Genomic DNA, 16,386 nt, shown 5'->3' with positions numbered 1-16,386 from the left:
GCAGTCCGATGTTGCAGCAAGTTGATCCCAACCAAGGCCTATCCGCCGCCCAGGTGGCCCAGCGCCAGGCGGCCGGGCAGGTGAACCAAGCGGTGGCGCCGCCCGTGCGGACGGTCAAACAAATTATTAGCGCCAACGTCTTTACCTACTTTAATTTGATTTTTGTGGTGCTGACGGTGCTGCTGTGTGTGGTCCAATCCTTTCGCAACCTGACCTTTTTGCCGATTATCATCGCCAACACCCTGATCGGGATTTTTCAAGAAGTGCGTGCGAAAAAGATTTTGGATGAACTTACGATGCTCAACGTCCCCCACGCGACCGTGATCCGGGCCGGCCAACGCCAGCAGATTGCCGTCGCGCAGCTGGTCTTAGACGACATCGTGGTGTACCAGACCGGCGATCAAATTGCGGCGGATGCCAAGGTCTGCGCCGGTGAAGTCTTGGTCAACGAAGCGCTGCTGACCGGGGAAGCCGACGAAATCAAAAAGCCGGTCGGCGCCACCTTGATGTCAGGGAGCTTTGTGGTCGCCGGGGCGTGTCGGGCCCAAGTGACCGCGGTCGGGGCAGCCGCCTACATTAACCAGCTGACCTTAGCGGCGAAGGCGACGCCCCAAGGTGAACAATCCGAAATGATTCGCGCCTTGGATCAATTGATCAAAGTAATTGGGGTAGCATTGGTCCCCCTCGGGATCCTGTTGGTTTGGCAGGGGCTGGCCGTCAACCATGAAAGTCTTCACGACAGTATTACCTCGATGGTCGCCGCAATTTTGGGGATGATTCCCGAGGGCCTGTATCTCTTGGCCAGCGTGGCCCTGGCGGTCAGTGCCAGTCGCTTGGCTAAGCAGCGGGTCTTATTGCACGAGATGAAAAGCATCGAAACCCTGGCCCGGGTTGATACCCTGTGTGTCGACAAAACCGGCACGATTACGGAAAATACGATGCAAGTCACGGCGTGGCAACCCGTGGCTGGTCAAGCCAGGGCAACGGTGCAAGCCCAATTGACCCAGCTGCTCAGCGTCTTGGCCCCGGATAATAGCACGATGCAGGCCCTGCAGGCGGCCTTTCCCGCCCCGCAGCCGGCGCAGGCGACGGCGGTCCTGCCCTTTACCTCGCGCAATAAGTATAGCGCGGCCCGGTTTGGGGCGACCACTTATGTGATTGGGGCCCCCGAATTTGTACTGGGGAATAGCGCTGCTTTACCCCCGGCCGTGGCTGCCGCCCGGGAACGGGGTCAGCGGGTCTTAGTCTTTGGCCAGGCGACCGGGCTGCAGGCCACGCAGCTGCAGGGGCCAGTGACCCCCTTGGCCTACGTCCAATTGACCAACCCGGTCCGGCCCCAAGCCCCGCAGACCTTTGCCTACTTCCGCCAACAGGGCGTGGCGGTCAAAGTCATTTCCGGTGATAATCCGGCGACGGTGGCCGCCGTGGCCCAAGCGGCGCAAATTAAAGGGGCGGCGGACTTTGTCGATGCGACGACGTTACGGACGCCCGCGGCGCTGCAGGCCGCCGCGGCCAAGCATACGGTCTTTGGGCGGGTCACCCCGGAGCAAAAGCGGCAATTGATCCAGGCCCTGCAAGCCCAGGGCCACACGGTCGCGATGACCGGCGATGGGGTCAACGACGTCTTAGCCCTAAAGGACGCCGATTGCAGCATTGCGATGGCCTCGGGCAGCGAGGCGGCCATCCACGTGGCCCAAGTGGTCTTGTTGGATTCGGACTTTGCCTGTCTGCCCGCGGTCGTCTTGGAAGGGCGACGGGTGGTCAATAACATCCAGCGGTCCGCCAGCCTCTTTTTGGTTAAGAACCTCTTTTCCTTTTTGATGGCCCTTTTAGCGGTTGCGTTTATCTTTACCTACCCGCTCAAGCCGGCCCAAGTGTCCTTATGGGGGTTGGTCACGATCGGGCTGCCCGGCTTCTTCTTAGCCTTGCAGCCGAATCATGAATGCCTGCGCGGCCACTTTTTGACCAACGTCATGTTCTTGGCCCTCCCGGGGGGCTTAACGGACGTGATTGTGGTGGGGATGATGGTTGCTTTGGCCCAGGTCTTTAACTTGACCTACGCCGATTATTCGACCGTCGCCGTCTTACTCTTGATTTTGGTAGGGTTACGCGTCTTGTACCGGACCTGCCAGCCCTTCGATCGGGTGCGGCGCTTGATTTACGCTGGTTGTCTCCTGGCCCTGGCCGGCGGGAGTTTAGCGACCCCGTGGCTGTTTGGCTTGACCTGGCCGAGCTTGCGCGGCTGGGCGATCTTGGGCTTGGTCGCCTTGACGACGGGGCCAATTTTGCATGGGACGACTTGGGTGGTCAGCCGGGTCGAAAAGTGGTACCACCACCAGCCTGGCCCTTCATCTCATTTTTCCAGCCGGTAGCCAAAGCCGCGGACGGTCTTGAGCCACTGGGGCTGTTTGGGATCGTCCTCTAATTTATCGCGCAGATGCGAGATGTGAATGTCCACGATCCGCGAGGTCCCCAGCAGGTCGTAGCCCCAAACGCCGTTGAGCAGTTGTTCGCGGCTGAGGACTTGGTTTTGGTGCTCCAATAAGTAGACTAACAGTTGAAATTCCTTCTTGGTCAGGTTTAGAGCCTGGCCATTTTTCGTAACGGTGTAATTAGTGGGATCGACGGTGATGGTTCCCAATTGGTAGGTCGTGGTCGATGGCGCGGCCGGCGTGGGGGTGGCCACCGTCGCGGGGGCGTTTTGGTAGACCCAAGTCCGCTGGTCAAACAGAGCGCTAAAGACGCTCATGGCCAGCGTGCGATCGATCACGGCGTCGGCCTTGGCCCGGTAGAGTTTGCGTTGTTCGCGTTCACTAGGGGTCGTGGCAATGGCGATGATTGGGTGAGCGAAAGTCTCCCGGATCAGCATCACCGTCGCCAAAGTCGTGTCTAAATTGCTGGCGGCCAGATCCCATAAGAGGCCGTCATAATCGGCTTGGTTTAAGGCGACCACGATGCTGGTGGCGGTGGTTAAGGCCGTAATCTGCCAGTCATTTTGTTGCCCGGCCTTATGCAGCCGCGCCAAAAAAGCTTGATCCTTGGAAAGTACCAGTAGCTGTTTAATCGTCGTCGCCCCCTAAATTTACATAACCTTTACATTCTTCCGGGTAAAGCTTTACATCGCTTCAGTATGCTTTATTTGTACCATGATGTGACAAGGAAAACAACCGGGGTGAATCACCCCACGGAAGGGAAAGATCAAGCATGAAAAAAGGATGGCTCGCATTCCTGGTGATTGTGGCCGGGCTCTTGGGGTGGGGCGCTTGGAGCGCCCACTCCAGCGGTCAACTCAAACAGGCGAAGGTCACCAACGTTGGTTCGACGGCTCTGCAGCCGCTGGCCGAAGCGGCGGTCCCGGGCTTTAATCAGCAGCACCCGCGGGTGAACGTCACGATCCAAGGGGGTGGCTCGGGGACCGGGCTCAGCCAGGTTCAAGCTGGGGCTGTCGACCTCGGTTCTTCGGACGTCTACGCCGAACAAAAAAAGGGGATTGACGCGACTAAGCTCGAAGACCATATCGTGGCCGTCGCCGGGATTGTCCCGATCGTTAATCCAAAGTTGAAGGTCAACAATTTGACGACCGACCAGCTGCGCCGGATTTTTACCGGGGAAATTACCAATTGGCAAGCCGTTGGCGGCCCCGATGAAAAAATCACGATCATCAACCGGGCGGACGGGTCCGGGACCCGGTTGGCCTTTGAAGATTTGATCCTAAAGGGGCAAGCGCCGAAACCGGCCCAGGAACAAGATTCCAACGGGACCGTCAAGCAAATTGTCGCCAACACCCCGGGGGCGATCAGCTACGTCGCCCTGCCGTACGTCAATTCAACCGTTAAGACGCTGACCTTGAACGGGGTAAAAGCGACGGCGGCCAATATTCAAACCAACCGCTGGCCGCTGTGGTCTTACGAACACGTCTACCTCCGGAAAAACGCCAGCCCGGCGGCCCGCGCCTTTGTTAAGTACCTGACTTCGCCAACGGTCCAACAAACTTTGGTCCCTAAGGCCCACTACGTCAGCGTCGATGAGATGCAAGTGCACCGGGATGCCCACGGCAAGCTTAGTCCAGTGAAAGGAAAGTAATCATGGAAAATTGGCATACTTATTTGACCGGGGCTTCGAAGGAACGCCAACAGGAACGCCGCGGTCGTTGGCTGACCAGCCTGGCCCTGCTGGTGATCGGGGCGCTGGTGGTGACGATTCTGCTCTTCTTAATTGCCAAGGGGGTCCGCCTCTTTACGACCGGGGAAGGGAAACTCACCGAATTCTTCTTTAGCCCGACCTGGGCGCCCGGGGCCGGCGTGTTTGGCGCCGCCCCCATGATCGTCACCTCCCTGATCGTGACGGTGGTGGCCGGGCTCATCGGCCTGCCCTTTGCCTTGGCGGTGGCCCTGGCAGTGACCGAAATTCTGCCACCCGTCGCCAAGAAACTCCTTCAGCCGGTTATTGAGCTGCTGGTCGGGATTCCCTCAGTCGTCTATGGGCTGGTGGGGCTGACGGTGATCGTGCCGGCCGTTCGCCAGCTCGTCGGGGGGACCGGCTTTGGCCTGGTCGCCGCGGTCGGGGTCTTATACCTGATGATCATGCCGACGATGACCTCGATGGCCATTGAAGCCTTGCAAGCCGTCCCCAAGCAACAGCGCCAAGCCTCGGCAGGCCTGGGGGCGACGCGGTGGCAGACCATCCACCGGGTGGTCTTGCCGGCCGCGCGGGGCGGGATTTTAACGGCGATGATCTTCGGGATGGCCCGCGCCTTTGGGGAAGCCTTAGCGGTCCAAATGGTGATTGGGAATGCGGCGATCATGCCGACCAGCCTGCAGAGCTCGGCGGCGACCCTGACCAGCGTCTTGACGACCGGGATGGGGAACACGATTATGGGGACCGCCGCCAACGATGCCCTCTGGGCCCTGGCCTTAGTCTTGCTGGCGATGTCCTTATTGTTCAACCTCGGGATGCGCTTGGTTACGAAAAAGGGCTAGCTGATAATTTGGAGGAAATGATATGCAAAAAGCAGAAAAACAAGATCGCCTGGCGACGGGGCTGATCCTAGGCTTGGCCGGGATCGCCGCTTTAATCGTCATCAGTTTGGTCGCCTACCTGTTAATCACCGGGCTGCCCCACGTTTCTTGGCACTTTTTGACCAGCTCGGCGTCGTCGTTTACCAGTGGCGGGGGGATCTTTGATCAACTCTTTAACTCCTTTTACCTGGTGGTTTTGACCCTGGCGGTGGCGGTCCCACTGGCCTTGGGGGCGGCAATCTACCTGAGTGAATACGCGCCGCAAAATGGTTGGACCAATGCCTTGCGCCTGGCGATTGAAGTCTTGAGCTCCCTGCCGTCGATTGTAATCGGGTTGTTTGGCTACCTGGTCTTTGTCCTGCGCTGGGGGTTAGACTTTTCCCTCTTGGCCGGGGCCTTGGCATTGACGATCATCAACCTGCCGCTTTTGACGCGGGCCTGCGAGACGGCCCTCCAGCAAGTGCCGGCCCTGCAACGGCAAGCTGGCTTGGGCCTCGGGATGCCCAAGTGGCAAGTGACCCTTAAAATCGTCCTGCCTCAGGCCTTGCCGGGAATTTTAACCGGGGCGATTTTAAGTGCCGGGCGGATCTTTGGGGAAGCGGCCGCCTTGATCTACACCGCCGGGCAAAGCACGGTCAACGTCGATTACACCAACTGGAATCCCTTTGCGCCGACCAGCTTTTTGAACCCGCTGCGGCCGGCCGAAACCCTGGCCGTCCACATTTGGAAGGTCAATACCGAAGGGTTGATTCCCGATGCGGCCGCAGTGTCCAGTGGGGCCGCGGCTGTCTTGATCCTGACGATTTTAATCTTTAACCTGAGTGCCCGGGGGCTGGGGAATTACCTGGCCCGGCGCTTGCGCAAATAACCAGCAGAAAGGATGCTTTAGCATGAATGAAATTGCCTTAGCAGTGCAAAACGTCGCCGTCGCTTACGGGGAAAAGCCAGTCGTCACCGACGTCAACATGGACTTTCCCGCCCACCAGATTACCGCGCTGATTGGGGCTTCGGGGTCAGGGAAGTCAACCTTATTGCGGAGCTTGAACCGGATGAACGATGAGATCGCCACGGTGACTGGCCAGATCAACTTCCACGGCGTCGACATCAACCGGCCCGAAACCAACGTTTACCGGGTCCGCCAACAAATCGGGATGGTCTTTCAACAACCCACCCCCTTTCCGATGTCAATTTATGAAAACGTGATCTACGGCTTGCGCTTGCGCGGGGAAAAGGACCGTACCGTCTTAGACCACCGGGTGGAAGCAAGCCTTAAGCAAGCCGCCCTCTGGGAAGAAGTCAAGGATCGCTTGCAGACCAGCGCCCAGGCCCTCTCCGGGGGTCAGCAGCAGCGGCTGTGCATTGCCCGGACCCTGGCCACCCAGCCGGAAATCATCCTGATGGACGAACCGACCAGTGCCTTAGACCCGATTTCGACCAACCAGATCGAGGCCACCTTGGCCCAGCTCAAAGAGCAATTCACGATCATAATCGTGACCCACAATATGCAGCAGGCCTCGCGAATTTCAGATTGGACGGCTTACTTTGAGCAGGGCAAGCTGGTAGAATTTAAACCAACCGACCAATTATTTATGAACCCGAGCGAGCAACGGACGGCGGATTACTTGAGCGGCAAGTTTGGCTAGGAAAAGTGAGGTAAAGAAATGAGCGTTATCTTTGAAGCAGAGTTAAAGAAGTTACGGTCGCGCTTTATGGAAATGGGGATTGATGCTAGCGAGCAACTCTATCAAGCCACCAAGGCCTTTATTGACCACGATAATGAATTGGCCAAGCACGTCTTAAACCGCGACCAAGACATTAACGATGAAGAAGTCAGCTTGGAAAAGCGGGCCCTGAAGGTGATGGCCCTCCAACAACCCCTGGCCAGCGACTTTCGCGAAATCATCAGTATTTTAAAGGCCAGTAACGATGTGGAACGGATCGGGGACTACACGACCCACATCGCCCGGGCAACGGTGAATTTAAATCAGGTCCACCACGTGCCGGCGATTGAAAAAGAAATTTCGAAAATGACGGAATTAGTGCGGCAGATGTTGGAAAAGGTCATGGATGCTTACGCCAACAATGATGAACAGGCGGCCTATGAAGTTGCCAACCAGGACTTGGAAGTCGACGTCATTTATGTGCGCCAACAAAAGGCGATTTTAGCGGGGATGATGGCCAATCATGACCGAATTCCCGCTTACGAAACCTACATGGGCGTGATTCGCAACTTGGAACGGGCGGGTGATCACATTGTCAACCTGGCCGAGTGGATTATCTACATTGCCTCCGGGAAACTGGTGGAACTCAACCCGGGCAAGACCGATCCGAGTTTGGTTAAGCAGCGGCTGGTGAAAACAGACAACTAGAGCAAGCGGGGGTGCGCCAAAGGGGGCCCCGCTTTTTTAGTTGACCGCGGTTTTTAAAGTTGGGGCGGGGCGAAACTTAAGATTCGACGTAAAATGAAAAATCAGTTAAAATCAAATGAGAATCATGCTAAAATAAAGACTTCCAAGTTAGATGATACGCGGAGGAAAAAATATGAAAACGCAAACTGATCAGCCCCAAGAGCTTTCCCGCGGCCTCAAGAGCCGCCACGTCCAGCTGATCGCCCTGGGTGGGACGATTGGGACCGGGCTGTTCTTGGGTTCGGGCAAGTCGATCCATTCGGCCGGCCCGGCGATTCTCTTAGCCTACATTATTACGGGAATCATGTGCTTCTTGTTGATGCGGGCGCTCGGGGAAATTTTATTGGCAAACTTGAACTACCGCTCCTTTATTGAGGCGATTAAGGACTTCTTGGGCCCGCGGATTGCGGCCGTGGTCGGCTGGACCTACTGGGCCTGTTGGATTGCCGTGGCGATGGGGGAAATCATCGCGATTGGGACCTATATCCATTTATGGTTGCCCCACTTGCCAATCTGGGTCCCGGGGTTGTTGACCCTGGGCTTGCTGTTGAGTCTTAACTTAGCGACTGTCTCGGCCTTTGGTGAAACCGAATTTTGGTTTGCGATGATTAAGATTGTCGCCATCATCGCTTTGGTCTTGATTGGGATTGGCTTAGTGTTGATGGGCTTTCAAAGCGGCGGCGAGCGGGCCTCGGTGGCCAACCTCGTCAAGCACGGCGGCTTTTTTGCCACCGGTTTTTCGGGCTTTATGCTGTCCTTTCAAATGGTCGTCTTTGCCTTTGTCGGGATTGAAATGGTGGGGATGACGGCCTCGGAAACTGCCGACCCGGCCCGGGTGATTCCCAAAGCAATTAATGCGATCCCACTGCGGATCATTCTCTTTTACATCGGGGCCTTGGCGGTGATCATGACCCTGTATCCATGGAACCGGCTCGATCCCAACAACAGTCCCTTTGTGATGGTCTTTAAAGAAATCGGGATTCCCGGGGCGGCCGACGTGGTGAACTTTGTCGTCTTAACGGCGGCGGCCTCGGCTTGCAACAGTTCCTTGTACACGACCGGCCGCCTGCTGGCGGAATTGACCCACGACGTCAAAAACCCGGCGCTTAGAAGTCTTAGTCGCTTGTCCAAGCGGCAGGTGCCGGCCCGGGCCCTGGCTTTTTCAGCCCTGATGATTTCGACAACCTTGGGCTTGAGCTTTGTGATCCCCAACCAGCTCTTTGTCCTGGTGACCTCGGTGGCGACGACCTGCTTCCTCTTTATCTGGGCGGCGATCGTCTGGGCGCACCTGCGCTTTAAAAAGCAGCACTGGGTCCAAACCCGCTTTGCCATGCCGCTCTATCCCTTGAGTGATTACTTGATTTTAATCTTCTTAGCGATGGTGCTCGGGGTCTTGTGCTTTGAAAAAGAGACCTTACTGGCGCTGATCTTTACCTTGGTCTGGCTGGCGGGGCTCTACTTGGCCTTTCGCAAGATGCCCAACCAAATTGAATGGCAGTCTGACCAAGACCAGCAGCAATAGAAAAAACGTCGTTCCGGTGGGAACGGCGTTTTTTGGTGGAGTTAAAAGAGGTCGGCTTCCAACTCCGCTAATTGGGCCTGGTAGGTCTTGGTGGTTAACAGCAGGTCCTGAGCCAAGCGTTTGATCCGGCTGGTGATTTCATCGGTCACGATCTGATTGCCTGCGAGGTCCTTTTCTTCAACGTAAAGGGTGCTGGGCAGCAAGACGGCCTTCATGAAGTTAAGGATCGGCTTGAGTTGGTAGTCGGCGACTAAAAAGTGGCGCGGACTACCAGCAGTGATTACCGCCGTGGCCACCTTATCGGCCAGCGCTCGGGCCGGCAGGAGGTCGAGGACGTTTTTAAGAGCCCCGGAAATCCCAGCTTGGTAGACGGGGGAGCCAAAGACCAACGCGTCGGCTTGCATAATCGTTTCGGCCACGTAGCGGGTATCCCCCTCGTATTCGCGGAAGTCGCGGCCGTCGCTAAAGACCAGTTGCAGTTGCCGCAGGTCCAAGAGGGTGACTTTGGCGGCGGGCGCCTGAATTTGCAGTTCCTTTTGCAGGGCGGTTAAGACGGTCGCGGTTTTACTACCGGTGATCGCACCGGCGACTAAGACGATGTTCATTTGACTTGACCTCCGGGATAAGTTTGGGTGTATTTTTTGACGGTTGGCAAGACCTTGGTCCCTAAGATTTCGATTTGCTTGAGGACTTCGTGGTGTGGCAGCCCACCAAAATCAATGTGGGCAATGTAGCGTTGCATACCAAATTCTTCGTATTGGTAGAGCAGCTTTTCAATGATTTGTTCCGGATCGCCGATCAGCATGACTTCTTGCGGGTCGCGTTGCATCGCAAAGAGTCGTTTATTAAAGCCGTAGCCGTTGGCCTTCTTCATTCCTTCATTGAGGTAGGGGTAATAGGCCCGCAAGGCACTTGGCATGTCGGCAGCCGAATAGAACAGCCCCCCGGTCGTGACCGGAAAATCAGCGGGATTAAAGCCGTGGCGCTGTAAACTTTCGCGGTAGACGTCGATCGTTTGTTTGAAGCGCGAGACCGGTCCGGCCAGCATCGCCACTTGCATCGGCACCCCGGCCATCCCAGCCTTGATGGCACTTTGGGCGGGGCCGCCGACTCCCCGCCAGATTGGCATTGTCCCGTTTAACGGCCGCGGGTAGACGGTGGCGTCCTCCAGGGGCGCGCGGAACTTACCGGACCAGGTGACCTTGTCCTGACGAGCGAGCTGCAAGAGCAAATCAAATTTTTCTTCAAATAATTCTTCGTAGTCGGCCAGATCGTAGCCCAAGAGTTTGAAGAGGCCCACCCGTGACGCCCGGCCGCCGGTTAATTCGGCCCGGCCGTTGGAGAGCAAGTCTAAGGTAGCGAAGTTTTCAAAGATCCGGACAGGGTCGGAAGTCGAGACGACGGTCACCCCGGAGCCGATTTTAATTTTTTCCGTCGCCCGGGCAATCGCGCCAAGGATGACGGCGTGGGCCTGGCTGACGAAGAATTCCTGGTGGCTTTCGCCGAGGGCAAAGTAGTCCAGGCCAACGGCTTCGGCGGTCGTCGCCATTTCAATCAGGTGGTCAATGCGTTCCTTTTCACTGGGCATTTGGCCGGTGTTAGGGTCGGGCATCCGATCCCCGAGGGTGTAGATGCCGATCTCGAGGCCGTTTTCCGGGTGGATGCGGTAATCTGTCATGGTCATAGTGAGCACCTCCGTGGTTCGCTCTTACTTTATGTAAGTATCATAACCGAGCCAGGGAAGGAAGAAAAGACGGCACTTTGAAGGTATCAGGTTACTTTTAAGAAACCACCTGGCTTGGCAGGACGCGAGGGACCTTCTATAATGTAGAAAAAACGCAAAGGGGGAACCACCATGGCCTTTGAACCTGTCGATTGCCGGATTGATACGGGCTTGGACAGTTTATTGGGAAAGTGGAAGATTCCGGTCTTGATCCAGTTGCGGGCCACGCCGGTGCTGCGCTTTTCGGATCTGCAACGGGCCTTGCCGGACGTGACCAAAAAAATGCTCACCCAGACCCTGCGGGAGCTGGCCGCTGATGATCTGGTCCAGCGGACCGTCTATCCGACCGTGCCGCCCAAAGTCGAATACCGCCTAACGGCCCACGGCCAGGAGTTGATCCCAACTTTGGATGCCCTGCACGCCTGGGGAATCCAGCATCGCGCCCACTTACAGGCGTTGGGACAGCAGGGGACGGAGGCCAAATAAAATCTTTTTTGCCCCTGTCAAGAAAAAATCCTTTACAATCATTTGGAAACTTGGTATATTATTACCTGTTAGAAATAAAGGGCAAGGAGGTGTGAATGCATGTCTGTTAAGATTCGTTTAAAGCGGATGGGTTCCAAGCGGCGCCCATTCTACCGGATCGTGGTTGCTGACTCACGTTCACCACGTGACGGTCGTTTCATCACTACGTTGGGGACTTACAACCCATTGACGACGCCAAAGGAAGTTAAGTTCGACGAAGACGCAGTTATGGAATGGTTGCAAAAGGGGGCACAACCTTCCGACACGGTCCGGAACATGTTCCAAAAGGCCGGGGTTATGCAAAAGTTCCACGAAGCTAAGTACGCTAAGAAGTAATGGGATTGGTTAATGGTTACAACAGATTTTTCAGAGTTAGTGTTAACCTTGGTCCGGCCCTTGGTGCAAAAGCCAGCCGCCGTCAAGGTTACCCCGCGGGAAGATGAGCGTTACATTAATTACGTTCTCGACGTCGATCCGGCTGACGTTGGCCGGGTGATTGGTCGCCAGGGGCACGTAATCTCGGCATTACGGACCCTGGTTGAAGGGGCCCGGGATAAGCGGGTGAACGCAAAGAAAATTAGGTTGGTAATCAATGACCAGCGCCATTAATGAAGGGGTCGTGACGAGTAATTGTCGCGGCCCTTTTTTCTACTGAACCACTTGAATTAACGAGCTAAAGGAGGCAGACGTGAATTACTACCACGTTGGGAAAATTGTAAATACCCACGGGATTCGGGGCGAAGTCAAGGTCATGGTGACGACGGACTTCCCCGAGGACCGCTTTCAAGTTGGCAAGCAGCTGGTGATCTTAAAAGGGAACACCCCGGTGGAGGTGACGATCCAACAAGCTCGCGCCCACAAGGGGATGGAGCTGCTGAAGTTTAAGGAGTACGACAATATTAATGACGTCCAGACCTTCCGGGACTGCTACTTAGCGGTACCCGAAGAAGCGCAAGGCGAACTGGCCGAGGGGGAATATTACTACCACCAAATTATTGGTCTGGTCGTCGAGACGACGGCTGGGCAAGCCTTAGGGACGATTAAAGAGATCTTGGCACCGGGGGCCAACGACGTTTGGGTCGTTCAGCGGCCGGGGCAAAAGGACTTATTGTTGCCCGTCATTGACGACGTCGTTAAAGACGTTGATCTAGCTGCCGGGGTCGTAACGGTGGAATTAATGGAGGGGTTGGAATAATGCGGATTGATATCTTAAGCCTCTTTCCGGACATGTTTAATGCTACGTTAGGCCAGTCGATCGTCGGCCGGGCCCAAGCTGATGGTTTCTTAGACATCAAGGTCACTGATTTTCGGCACTTCACCACTGACAAGCACAATCACGTCGACGATGCGCCCTTCGGGGGTGGAGCCGGGATGCTTTTACAAGCCCAGCCGATCTTTGATGCGATGGCGGCCATTGAAGCCGAAACCAAGGACCAGTACCCCAAGGGACGGGTGATCCTGCTCGATCCGGCCGGCCGGCGCTTTGATCAGGCCTACGCCCGCGAATTGGCCCAAGAAGAGCACCTGACCTTTATTTGTGGGCACTACGAGGGCTACGACGAACGGATTCGGACCCTGGTGACCGATGAAGCCTCACTGGGCGATTACGTCTTGACTGGGGGCGAGTTGGCGGCGATGGTGATGATCGATGCGACCGCCCGCTTTGTCCCGGGGGTTTTAGGCAATATGGCTTCGCCAATGGGCGATTCATTCTCCAACGGGCTGCTCGAATACCCACAATACACGCGGCCCGCGGATTTTCGCGGGATGAAGGTGCCCGAAGTCTTAACCTCGGGTAACCACCAAAAGATCCGCGAATGGCGGATGAAAGAGTCCTTGCGCCGCACTTTAGAGCGGCGGCCGGACCTCTTGGAAACTGCTCCGCTGACCCCAGAACAGCGGATCATGCTGCAGGACTTGCGCTTAGAAGAAGCGGGTGACCAATAGATGAAAAAGTTACTTGCGCGCTTGTTGTTGCGGGAGGATCCCGCGACTTACCAATTAAAAGACGGCAGCTTGGCCCCGACTTTGACGACCCTGGATTTAATCGGCTTGGGGACCGGGATGGTGGTCGGCACGGCCATCTTTACCTTGCCGGGAATCGTGGCGGCTGAGCACACCGGCCCGGCCGTCCCGCTGGCTTTCATTGTTGCCGCGGTTGGGGCCGGCTTGTCGGCGTTGGCCTACGCGGAAACATCATCGGTTTTGCCCTTTGCCGGGTCGGCGTTTTCGTGGATGAATGTCTTGTTTGGGGAGTTCTTTGGCTGGATTGCTGGCTGGGCGCTCTTGGCGGAATACTTCATCTCGGTCGCCTTTGTCGCCTCGGGCTGGTCAGCGTATATGCAGGGATTCTTAGCTTCGCTGGGGGTTAAGCTGCCAGTGGCCTTGACCGGGGGCTTTAATCCCCACCAGGGTTCGTATCTGGACTTATTTGCTGCGTTGGCGATCCTGTTGGTCGGGTGGTTGGTTTCTCATGGGGTCCACCAGGTCAGCCGGATTGAAAATGCGATTGTGGCCATCAAGCTGCTGGTGATCATTCTCTTCGTGGCGGTCGGGGTGACGGCCCTGCACCCGCAAAACTACACGCCCTTTATCCCGCCGCACCGCCCGGGGACGACCTTTGGGGGCCTTAGCGGGATTATGGCCGGGGCTTCGCAGATCTTCATTGCCTACGTCGGCTTTGATGCGATTGCGGCCAATACCGCCGAGACTAAGAACCCCCAAAAGACGATGCCCCGCGGGCTGATTGGGACCTTGGTGTTAGGGACGGGCTTTTTTATCGCCGTTTCCCTGGTCTTAGTCGGGATGTTCCCGTACCACCGCTACGCCAATAATGCCGAGCCCGCGGCCTGGGCCCTGCGCCACGCTGGCCATCCCCTGGTGGCCAACCTCTTGTCGGTGGTGGCCTTGATTGGGATCTTCTCGGCCTTGATTGCGATCCTCTTGGCCTCCTCGCGGTTAATTTACGCCTTTGGCCGGGATGGCTTACTGCCTAAGACTTTGGGCCATATCGATGAAAATCACGTCCCAAATCATGCTCTGTGGACGATCACGGTCTTGGCGATGATCCTCGGGTCGGTCTTTCCCTTTACCTTCCTGGCGACTTTGGTATCAGCGGGGACGTTGGTGGCCTTTATCTTTGTATCACTGGGAATCTACGCTTTACGCAAGCGCGAAGGAGTCGATTTGCCGGAAGCTTCGTTTAAGATGCCCGGATACCCGGTCTTACCAGCCCTGTCGGCGCTGTTCTCGGCGGTTATTTTCTGGAACCTGGATGTCGATGCCAAATTGCTGATGGTCGGCTGGTTTGTCATTGGGCTGTTGGTCTACTTTGGCTACGGGATCCGCCACTCGGTGCTGGTGAAGCGGAAAAAATAAGTTGCCCTTGCATCAGTGGGGGAGATATGTTATATTACTAAAGGCTGTTTAGCCGGATAAACGGTATTCCGCTGTTCCCAAGGGAAAGAATGAATGCCGATGAAAGGAATAAATAAAATGCGTCAAAATCAATTGATCGAAAAGATCACCGCAAGTCAATTACGTAGTGACATCCCTGCTTTCCGGGCCGGGGATACGGTTCGGGTTCACGCCCTGATCGTTGAAGGGAGCCGGGAACGGGTTCAAATCTTTGAAGGGGTTGTTATCAAGCGCCACGGTGCTGGCATCTCCGCTACCTACACTGTTCGGAAGATCAGTAACGGGGTTGGGGTGGAACGGACTTTCCCAGTTCACTCCCCACGGGTAGAAAAGATCGAAGTTGTTCGTTACGGTCGGGTACGTCGCGCTAAGCTGTACTACCTGCGTGAACGGACTGGTAAGGGTGCGCGGATCGCGGAACGTCGTCGCGACATCTAATTACCGAACAGAGCTCCCAGTTGGGGGCTCTTTTTTATGCCTAAAAAAGCGGTGCTCCCGTGTAGGGTGGCACCGCTTTTGTGAGCTTAAGACTACTTTTGGAGTGAATACTTGCCTTAGCCAAGGACTTAGTTATTACCATAGATTGAACTTAGCTGGGCCTTAACGCTGGCGTCGTTTTGGGTGGCCGGATTATTGGCGGCCCATTCGCCGGCTTCGCCCTCACCGTTGTCGCCAACTAAAATATCGGTACCGGCAAAGGTTTCGTGGTGGAAGCTGTGGCCGGCCACCATGACCTTATCGTCGCCATTAGCATGGTCGGCGGATGAGGCGGCCGTTTGTTGATTACTGTTAGCGGCCGGCGTTGCTGACTGCTCATCCGATGAAGAATTGGCCGCTGCCGTTTGGCTGGTGTTACCAGCCCTTTTGCGCAAGTCAATGGTTTGTGCCTCAGCGGTTGTGTGGCCTGCTGCGTCAATTAATTCGGGGGACACGAGCTTGAATTGATCGAGCTTCCCTTGATCGCTCTTTTTGGCGATGGCGATTAAAGTGCCGGATTTTTTAGCCTTGGGCTGGATGCTAGCGTTAGTGGCCAGATCGGCGGCGCCATCATTAGTGGCGAGTTGCTCGCCCTGGGGATTGATGACCTCAAACCCATTGGAAGTAATTTTTTGATCCGACGTGTTGGTCAAAACATACTCAACTTGGTACACGTAAAATTTCTTGCCCAGGTCTTGGCCGAGCTTGGTCTCGTAATCAGTCCGCTGCTTTTTCGTGGTGGCGTCCATTTGGAGCAGCTTTGCCGTCTTGATTTTAATCGTGGCCCCGTCCAATTGGTAGGTGCGATCATAGTGCTTGATCGCCAGCAGGGTTACTTTGGGGTCAGTAGCGTCACTTTTGGTGTACTGGCCCACTTTAGTGAGGGGACCATCGGCCTCATTGGCGTTGTGCTGAGCGGAAGGGGAAGTGCCACAAGCGGCAAGACTGCAGCCGCAGAGTAGGGTCATCCCGAGCGTAAGTAACTTTTTCATGGTAGTTTTCCTCCCAAATCGCAGCTTTTAGCGTCAATCACGTTTGGACGTCCTGACCAATTGTAGCAAAAATTTAACGGGCGGAATAGCTAAGCCGCTTACTTTTGTGTCACGGTACCGCTGGTTTGAAAAATTACTTTTGATTTTGGCCGTTTTTGTCAATTGACACACGACATATCTAAAAATATGCGCAATAACCGATCCGTGAAAATGATAAGCGTTTGTCTTTGGTGAAATGTTAATATATCAACCTTATCTAAATTTATTAATTTGTTTTTTACAAACTTTTGCGCATATCTGTAAA

18 protein-coding genes are annotated in these 16,386 nt (G+C 55.7%); 14 read left to right on the top strand and 4 right to left on the bottom strand.

Going from position 1 to position 16,386, the window contains the following annotated elements; genetic code table 11:
• Positions 1-8 precede the first annotated feature (8 nt).
• Entirely contained in the window at positions 9-2,372 is a 2,364-nt protein-coding gene (locus BN54_RS03675) for an HAD-IC family P-type ATPase (RefSeq protein WP_019205795.1), read from the top strand.
• On the opposite strand, the gene BN54_RS03670 is transcribed toward BN54_RS03675, so the two are convergent.
• Positions 2,354-3,025 (bottom strand): winged helix-turn-helix transcriptional regulator, encoded by a 672-nt coding sequence (locus tag BN54_RS03670; protein ID WP_019205794.1) that lies wholly within the window; start codon positions 3,023-3,025, stop codon positions 2,354-2,356. The genes BN54_RS03675 and BN54_RS03670 overlap by 19 nt on opposite strands.
• 179 nt (positions 3,026-3,204) lie before the next feature.
• Here BN54_RS03670 and BN54_RS03665 point away from each other — a divergent pair, with 179 nt between their 5' ends.
• The 6 genes from BN54_RS03665 to BN54_RS03640 all read left to right on the top strand — a co-directional run bounded on the left by BN54_RS03665 (position 3,205) and on the right by BN54_RS03640 (position 8,948).
• Positions 3,205-4,083: a phosphate ABC transporter substrate-binding protein gene (locus BN54_RS03665; protein WP_019205793.1), complete on the top strand. Its 879-nt coding sequence runs from the start codon at positions 3,205-3,207 to the stop codon at positions 4,081-4,083.
• Between the two features lie 2 nt (positions 4,084-4,085).
• A complete protein-coding gene (pstC, locus tag BN54_RS03660) occupies positions 4,086-4,979 on the top strand; it encodes a phosphate ABC transporter permease subunit PstC (RefSeq protein WP_019205792.1) in 894 nt (297 codons plus the stop codon).
• Between the two features lie 22 nt (positions 4,980-5,001).
• Complete coding sequence (gene pstA, locus BN54_RS03655; RefSeq protein ID WP_019205791.1) at positions 5,002-5,886, top strand: phosphate ABC transporter permease PstA; 885 nt, start codon at positions 5,002-5,004, stop codon at positions 5,884-5,886.
• Between the two features lie 22 nt (positions 5,887-5,908).
• A complete protein-coding gene (gene pstB / locus BN54_RS03650) occupies positions 5,909-6,661 on the top strand; it encodes a phosphate ABC transporter ATP-binding protein PstB (RefSeq protein WP_019205790.1) in 753 nt (250 codons plus the stop codon).
• A gap of 18 nt (positions 6,662-6,679) precedes the next feature.
• Entirely contained in the window at positions 6,680-7,387 is a 708-nt protein-coding gene (phoU, locus tag BN54_RS03645; RefSeq protein WP_019205789.1) for a phosphate signaling complex protein PhoU, read from the top strand.
• A 172-nt stretch (positions 7,388-7,559) separates the two neighbouring features.
• Positions 7,560-8,948, top strand: coding sequence for an amino acid permease (locus BN54_RS03640; protein ID WP_019205788.1), 1,389 nt, complete (start codon positions 7,560-7,562; stop codon positions 8,946-8,948).
• A 41-nt stretch (positions 8,949-8,989) separates the two neighbouring features.
• Here the strand turns inward: BN54_RS03640 and BN54_RS03635 are convergent, their stop codons facing one another.
• Both BN54_RS03635 and BN54_RS03630 read right to left on the bottom strand, forming a co-directional pair.
• On the bottom strand, positions 8,990-9,553 hold the full coding sequence (locus tag BN54_RS03635) for an NADPH-dependent FMN reductase (RefSeq protein WP_019205787.1): 564 nt from the start codon (positions 9,551-9,553) through the stop codon (positions 8,990-8,992).
• Complete coding sequence (locus tag BN54_RS03630; protein WP_019205786.1) at positions 9,550-10,632, bottom strand: LLM class flavin-dependent oxidoreductase; 1,083 nt, start codon at positions 10,630-10,632, stop codon at positions 9,550-9,552. The genes BN54_RS03635 and BN54_RS03630 overlap by 4 nt, the downstream gene beginning before the upstream one ends.
• A gap of 171 nt (positions 10,633-10,803) precedes the next feature.
• Between BN54_RS03630 and BN54_RS03625 the strand changes: the two genes are divergently transcribed.
• The 7 genes from BN54_RS03625 to rplS all read left to right on the top strand — a co-directional run bounded on the left by BN54_RS03625 (position 10,804) and on the right by rplS (position 15,051).
• The gene (locus BN54_RS03625; RefSeq protein ID WP_019205785.1) at positions 10,804-11,157 is read left to right on the top strand and encodes a winged helix-turn-helix transcriptional regulator; all 354 of its coding nucleotides are present in this window, start codon (positions 10,804-10,806) and stop codon (positions 11,155-11,157) included.
• Between the two features lie 99 nt (positions 11,158-11,256).
• On the top strand, positions 11,257-11,532 hold the full coding sequence (gene rpsP / locus BN54_RS03620) for a 30S ribosomal protein S16 (protein WP_019205784.1): 276 nt from the start codon (positions 11,257-11,259) through the stop codon (positions 11,530-11,532).
• A gap of 12 nt (positions 11,533-11,544) precedes the next feature.
• Complete coding sequence (locus BN54_RS03615; RefSeq protein ID WP_019205783.1) at positions 11,545-11,805, top strand: KH domain-containing protein; 261 nt, start codon at positions 11,545-11,547, stop codon at positions 11,803-11,805.
• A 79-nt stretch (positions 11,806-11,884) separates the two neighbouring features.
• A complete protein-coding gene (gene rimM, locus BN54_RS03610) occupies positions 11,885-12,391 on the top strand; it encodes a ribosome maturation factor RimM (RefSeq protein ID WP_019205782.1) in 507 nt (168 codons plus the stop codon).
• Positions 12,391-13,143, top strand: coding sequence for a tRNA (guanosine(37)-N1)-methyltransferase TrmD (trmD, locus tag BN54_RS03605; RefSeq protein ID WP_019205781.1), 753 nt, complete (start codon positions 12,391-12,393; stop codon positions 13,141-13,143). Before rimM ends, trmD begins: the two co-directional genes overlap by 1 nt.
• Entirely contained in the window at positions 13,144-14,574 is a 1,431-nt protein-coding gene (locus tag BN54_RS03600) for an APC family permease (protein ID WP_019205780.1), read from the top strand.
• A 117-nt stretch (positions 14,575-14,691) separates the two neighbouring features.
• A complete protein-coding gene (rplS, locus tag BN54_RS03595) occupies positions 14,692-15,051 on the top strand; it encodes a 50S ribosomal protein L19 (protein WP_019205779.1) in 360 nt (119 codons plus the stop codon).
• Between the two features lie 128 nt (positions 15,052-15,179).
• Here rplS and BN54_RS09805 read toward each other — a convergent pair whose 3' ends face one another.
• Positions 15,180-16,082, bottom strand: coding sequence for a hypothetical protein (locus BN54_RS09805; RefSeq protein WP_019205778.1), 903 nt, complete (start codon positions 16,080-16,082; stop codon positions 15,180-15,182).
• Between the last annotated feature and the right edge of the window lie 304 nt (positions 16,083-16,386).

The organism is Limosilactobacillus ingluviei str. Autruche 4 (genome assembly GCF_000312405.1).
Classification (GTDB): Bacteria; Bacillota; Bacilli; order Lactobacillales; family Lactobacillaceae; genus Limosilactobacillus; species Limosilactobacillus ingluviei.
This window is presented reverse-complemented; position numbering and strand designations above follow the sequence as displayed.

Coding starts and splice junctions, on each gene's coding strand:
- BN54_RS03675 (WP_019205795.1), top strand. CDS start 9: ATGTTGCAGCAAGTTGATCCCAACCAAGGCCTATCCGCCGCCCAGGTG.
- BN54_RS03665 (WP_019205793.1), top strand. CDS start 3,205: ATGAAAAAAGGATGGCTCGCATTCCTGGTGATTGTGGCCGGGCTCTTG.
- pstC (WP_019205792.1), top strand. CDS start 4,086: ATGGAAAATTGGCATACTTATTTGACCGGGGCTTCGAAGGAACGCCAA.
- pstA (WP_019205791.1), top strand. CDS start 5,002: ATGCAAAAAGCAGAAAAACAAGATCGCCTGGCGACGGGGCTGATCCTA.
- pstB (WP_019205790.1), top strand. CDS start 5,909: ATGAATGAAATTGCCTTAGCAGTGCAAAACGTCGCCGTCGCTTACGGG.
- phoU (WP_019205789.1), top strand. CDS start 6,680: ATGAGCGTTATCTTTGAAGCAGAGTTAAAGAAGTTACGGTCGCGCTTT.
- BN54_RS03640 (WP_019205788.1), top strand. CDS start 7,560: ATGAAAACGCAAACTGATCAGCCCCAAGAGCTTTCCCGCGGCCTCAAG.
- BN54_RS03635 (WP_019205787.1), bottom strand. CDS start 9,553: ATGAACATCGTCTTAGTCGCCGGTGCGATCACCGGTAGTAAAACCGCG.
- BN54_RS03630 (WP_019205786.1), bottom strand. CDS start 10,632: ATGACCATGACAGATTACCGCATCCACCCGGAAAACGGCCTCGAGATC.
- BN54_RS03625 (WP_019205785.1), top strand. CDS start 10,804: ATGGCCTTTGAACCTGTCGATTGCCGGATTGATACGGGCTTGGACAGT.
- rpsP (WP_019205784.1), top strand. CDS start 11,257: ATGTCTGTTAAGATTCGTTTAAAGCGGATGGGTTCCAAGCGGCGCCCA.
- BN54_RS03615 (WP_019205783.1), top strand. CDS start 11,545: ATGGTTACAACAGATTTTTCAGAGTTAGTGTTAACCTTGGTCCGGCCC.
- trmD (WP_019205781.1), top strand. CDS start 12,391: ATGCGGATTGATATCTTAAGCCTCTTTCCGGACATGTTTAATGCTACG.
- BN54_RS03600 (WP_019205780.1), top strand. CDS start 13,144: ATGAAAAAGTTACTTGCGCGCTTGTTGTTGCGGGAGGATCCCGCGACT.
- rplS (WP_019205779.1), top strand. CDS start 14,692: ATGCGTCAAAATCAATTGATCGAAAAGATCACCGCAAGTCAATTACGT.
- BN54_RS09805 (WP_019205778.1), bottom strand. CDS start 16,082: ATGAAAAAGTTACTTACGCTCGGGATGACCCTACTCTGCGGCTGCAGT.